6 protein-coding genes are annotated in these 4224 nt (G+C 65.8%); 2 read left to right on the forward strand and 4 right to left on the reverse strand.

Going from position 1 to position 4224, the window contains the following annotated elements; genetic code table 11:
* Positions 1-719 (forward strand): glycine cleavage T C-terminal barrel domain-containing protein (locus EOA60_RS21310; RefSeq protein WP_164899444.1); only part of this gene is annotated, 719 nt, incomplete at its 5' end.
* 1 nt (position 720) lies between these two features.
* The gene (locus EOA60_RS21315; RefSeq protein ID WP_095824022.1) at positions 721-978 is read left to right on the forward strand and encodes a hypothetical protein; all 258 of its coding nucleotides are present in this window, start codon (positions 721-723) and stop codon (positions 976-978) included.
* A gap of 96 nt (positions 979-1074) precedes the next feature.
* Here the strand turns inward: EOA60_RS21315 and EOA60_RS21320 are convergent, their stop codons facing one another.
* The 4 genes from EOA60_RS21320 to EOA60_RS21335 all read right to left on the reverse strand — a co-directional run.
* Positions 1075-2133, reverse strand: coding sequence for a dipeptidase (locus tag EOA60_RS21320; RefSeq protein WP_095824023.1), 1059 nt, complete (start codon positions 2131-2133; stop codon positions 1075-1077).
* A gap of 282 nt (positions 2134-2415) precedes the next feature.
* The gene (locus EOA60_RS21325; RefSeq protein WP_095778179.1) at positions 2416-2712 is read right to left on the reverse strand and encodes a GNAT family N-acetyltransferase; all 297 of its coding nucleotides are present in this window, start codon (positions 2710-2712) and stop codon (positions 2416-2418) included.
* Positions 2705-3343, reverse strand: coding sequence for an alpha/beta hydrolase (locus EOA60_RS21330; RefSeq protein WP_095824024.1), 639 nt, complete (start codon positions 3341-3343; stop codon positions 2705-2707). Before EOA60_RS21330 ends, EOA60_RS21325 begins: the two co-directional genes overlap by 8 nt.
* A 4-nt stretch (positions 3344-3347) precedes the next feature.
* Positions 3348-4224, reverse strand: an 877-nt coding sequence (locus EOA60_RS21335) for a VOC family protein (protein WP_128311834.1), incomplete at its 5' end; no start/stop codon positions are given.

A 4224-nucleotide genomic window follows, 5' to 3' on the forward strand; every position in this document is an offset into this window, starting at 1 on the left:
TCGCCATCCTGCGCGACGCCGGCTTTGCCGGCATCGAGCGGCTGAAGGTTTTCGACCTCGCCGACTTCGCGCATGACGGCGCTGCCGTCACCATATCGCGCACCGGCTTCACCGGCGATCTCGGCTACGAGCTGTTCGTGCCGGCGGACAAGGCGTTGAGCCTATGGGACCGGCTGATGGCGGCGGGCGGGCTGCGCGGCATCCGCGCCATCGGCTACACGGCGCTCAATCGCGCCCGGCTAGAAGCCGGGCTGATCGTCGCCAATGCCGACTTCACCACTGCCGAGCACGCCATCCGTGCCGACCGCCTGCGCATGCCGGACGAGATCGACCTCGGCTTCATGGTCGATCCGGACAAAGGCCACTTCAACGGCCGCCGCCCCATCTTCGAAGCGCGGGCGAAGAAGCAGCTGCGCCATGTGCTGGTCGGGCTGGAGATCGAAGGCAACATCCCGGCCGAGCACGCCATCGTCTACTGGAAGAAGAGCCGGGAGGTCGGGCTCGTCAGCGCGGCGATGTGGTCGCCCATGGCCAAGCGCAACATCGCCATCGCCTCCTTGCAACGGCCTTACGGCGATAGGGTCGTCGACGACCTCTGGGTCGAGATCTACGCCTTGCGCGAGCTGCGGTACCAGAAGCTGATGAAGCGGGCGAAAGTGGTGCCGCGGCCGTTCATCAAGCTCGACCGCCGCACCGCCAACCCGCCGGCGGATTTTTGACGTGGAAGGGGATGCGGACAGGCTGGACGCGGAGGCGGAAGCGACCGAGCAGTGGCAGTTGGTCAACACGCCGCTCGGCGAGATGTGGTCCGGCCGCACCCGCTATGCGGCGGCGATGTTCTTCTTCAAGCGCGGCGAGATGGATGCCGACACGCTGGAGGTCTACCGCATCTGCGCTCGGCTCGACCATGAAGACCCCTTGCCGATCATCCGCGACCGCGGTGTCGGCAAGGAATGGCTTAAGCGCTTGGGTGCGTAAGCCCGCAGCGCGACGGAGCTGCGCTCCTGCTTCGCCCTAGGATGACGACGTTGGGGGAGCGTTCTGGCCCAATTCCGAACGTCCAAGATTGTCACTTTATCCGATCGTCCTTTCAAGGGCACGCAGCCAATTCCGATAAGCGATCTTCTCGATCAGCGCGCGCCCGAAGCCGCGAGCGGCGAGCGCATCGAGGAGCTTCGGCAGGCCTGCCACGTCGCCGATCACCGCCGGGATCATGGCACCGTCGAAATCGGATCCGAGACCGACACCGTCCTCGCCCAGCGCCTGCAACAGCGACTCGATGTGGCGCAGCATGATGTCGAGGCTGGTGTCGGCATTCATGCGGCCGTCCTCGCGCAGGAAGCCGGTGGCGAAGTTCAGGCCCACCATGCCGCCCGTTTCGCGGATCGCGCCGAGCTGCCAGTCGGTGAGGTTGCGCGAATGGCCGCAGATCGCATGCACGTTGGAGTGGGTCGCGACCAGCGGCGCATCGCTGAGCGCGGCGACATCGCGAAAACCCTTCTCATTGAGATGCGAGAGGTCGATCATGATCCTGAGCTGGTTGCATGCCTTGACCAGCGCCTTGCCGGCGTCGGTCAGGCCCGGCCCGGTATCGGGCGACGAGGGAAAGCGGAACGGGACGCCGTTGCCGAAGGCGTTCGGCCGGCTCCAGACGATTCCCAGCGAGCGGAGCCCGGCGGCATGGAGCACGTCGAGCATGGCAAGTTCGGGATCGATCGCCTCGACGCCTTCGATATGGAACACCGCGGCGATCGAGCCATTCGCCATCGCCTCGCGCACATCACCGGCGCTGCGGCAGACCGTGAGCGCGCCGGCGCGCTCGAGCCTGAACAGGATCGAGGCCATGCCGATGGTCGACGTGACCGCCTCGGCGCGCGGCAGTTCCGGCGGCAGTGGTTCGTTGTCGCTCGGCGCCGGCGGCACGGCGCTGCGCTTGGTCTTTTCGATCGGCGGCGGAAAGATGGCGAACATGCCGCCGGCAAAACCGCCCTTTTTGGCGCGCGGCATGTCGATGTGACCGCCCGGCGTGCCCTCGATGAACAGCTTTTCGACATCGGCTTCGTTCGACTGGTAGAGCCTGAGCAGCGTGTCGTTGTGGCCATCGAAAACGGGAATGAGGTCGGATTCGGTCATCAGGCCATTCGCTTTTTTGAGGTGGCGGATCGGGGCGGGAGAATCCCAGGTGATCTGTCTAATTAGGCAAGATGGCCGAACTGCGCAAATGCCAGACGCGTGTTCGCATTTATGGCTGGGCGAGACGCGTCGCTCGCCCCCGGCGGCGATGGATCGGCGCGCAGCGCCGAGACGGTTCGGGGCGCTGCAGCGGAGTGAGACGTCGGTTTTCCCTGGAACTCCCCTCAGCCGGCCGCTTCGCGGCCCCCTTCTCCCCGGGGGAGAAGGGGAAGACAAGTGCTACTATTTCAGCACGTCGGCCCATTCCGGATGGCGGCGGAACTGGGCGTTGGCGAAGGGGCAGAGCGGGATTATCTTCTTGCCCGCCGCGCGCGCGTCCTCGACGGCGCGGGCTACCAGGCGAAGCCCGGCGCCCTGGCCGCGAAAGACATCCGGCACCTCGGTGTGATCGATGATGAGCTGGTGCTCGCCGACCTTGGTGAAGGTCATTTCGGCCTCGGCGCCGCCTGGTCCGCGCAGCAGGTAGCGACCCTTGGAGCCGCGATCTTCCAGTTCGATCTCAGGCAGCTGGTCAGCCATTTTTCTTGCCTCCTGCGCCGACGAGCGAGAGGGCAAAGAGCCGCCGCGCCGCTTCGATTTCATTCGGCCGCACCTCGTGCCCGCCGTTGTGCCATTCCACTGTGACATCGGCCCCGTCGGCGCGCAAATAGGCCTCCAGCCGCGTTGTCAGGTTCGGCGGGCAGATCGGGTCGCGCCTGCCGGCCGTGATCAGGATGCGGCGCCCGGCAAGGCTGCCCTGCACCTGCGGCTCGAACGGGATCAGCGGATGCATCAGCGCCGCGGCATCGAACAGTCCTGGCTCGGCGAACACCGCCGAGGCCAGGATGTTGGCGCCGTTGGAATAGCCGAGGCCGAACACCGCCGAGGGCTTTGCCGCCTCGACATGCGCCTTGACGAAGCCGGCCATCTTGGCCGTCGCCCGCGCGAGGTCGTCCATGTCGTAGACGCCTTCGCCGGTGCGGCGGAAGAAACGGGCGGCACCTTGCTCCGACACATCGCCGCGCGGCGAGACTATCGTCGCCGAAGGCGCGAGCTCGCGACCGAAGGACAGAAGCTGGTTCTCGTCGGCTCCGGTGCCGTGGAAGACGAACAGCAGCGCGCTGCCCGGCGAACCGGGCAGCACTTTGTGGATGTAGGCGTTCTTGCTCATGGCGTCAGTCTTCCAGCTTCTGCAGATGCTGTTCGAGATAGGGTCTCAGATGCTGATGCTGCGTCGGCAGCTTCAGCGCCTCGCCGAGATGCGCGGTGTCCTCGTCGCGGTTGAAGCCCGGCTCGTTGGTCGACACCTCGAACAGCACGCCGCCCGGCGTGCGGAAATAGATCGCCCAGAAATAGTCCCGATCAATGACCGGCGTCACGCCGTAACCCGTGTCGACAAGCGCCTTGCGCACTTCGAGCTGCCTAGCGCGATCCTCGACCGCGAAGGCGACATGGTGCACCGAGCCGGCGCCGAGATTGGCAAAGCCTGCGCCCGGCAGCGATTCGATGTCGACGACGTCGGCGCCGTTGCCGTTCTTGATCGCCATCCGGCGGATGTTGCCGGACTTGTCGACCTCTTCATAGCCCATGAACTTCAGCAGCTCCTCGGTGGCGCCGCCGTCCTTCAGTCTCAGCGCGACCGAGTGGAAGCCGCGAATCGCCTCATCGGCGGGGACGCCGCCCTTCACCCAGGGCGCTCTGCCGTCGGCCTTGTCTTCGACCAGCGCAAAACTGTCGCCGTCGGGGCCGGTGAAGGCAAGCCGCTTCTCGCCGAAGCTTTCGCTGCGGCCAACACCGCTGACGCCCTCGTCGGCGAAGCGCTTTTCCCAATAGCCGAGCGTGCCTTCCGGCACCGAGAAGACGGTGGTGCCGACCTCACCCACCCCATGCCGGCCCTTGCCGATGTCGGGGAACGGGAAATAGGTCATCACCGAGCCCGGCGTGCCGAACTCGTCGGCATAGTAGAGGTGATAGACGTCCGGTGCGTCGAAATTGACGGTCTTCTTCACCCGGCGCAGGCCGAGCTTCTTGGTAAAGAATTCGTTGTTGCGG

The organism is Mesorhizobium sp. M1A.F.Ca.IN.020.06.1.1 (genome assembly GCF_004023265.1).
In the GTDB taxonomy this organism is placed as follows: Bacteria; Pseudomonadota; Alphaproteobacteria; order Rhizobiales; family Rhizobiaceae; genus Mesorhizobium.

What these genes read in the sequence shown, in the direction of transcription:
- EOA60_RS21325 (WP_095778179.1), bottom strand. Translation starts at nt 2,712, where the DNA reads ATGGCTGACCAGCTGCCTGAGATCGAACTGGAAGATCGCGGCTCCAAG.
- EOA60_RS21320 (WP_095824023.1), bottom strand. Translation starts at nt 2,133, where the DNA reads ATGACCGAATCCGACCTCATTCCCGTTTTCGATGGCCACAACGACACG.
- EOA60_RS21330 (WP_095824024.1), bottom strand. Translation starts at nt 3,343, where the DNA reads ATGAGCAAGAACGCCTACATCCACAAAGTGCTGCCCGGTTCGCCGGGC.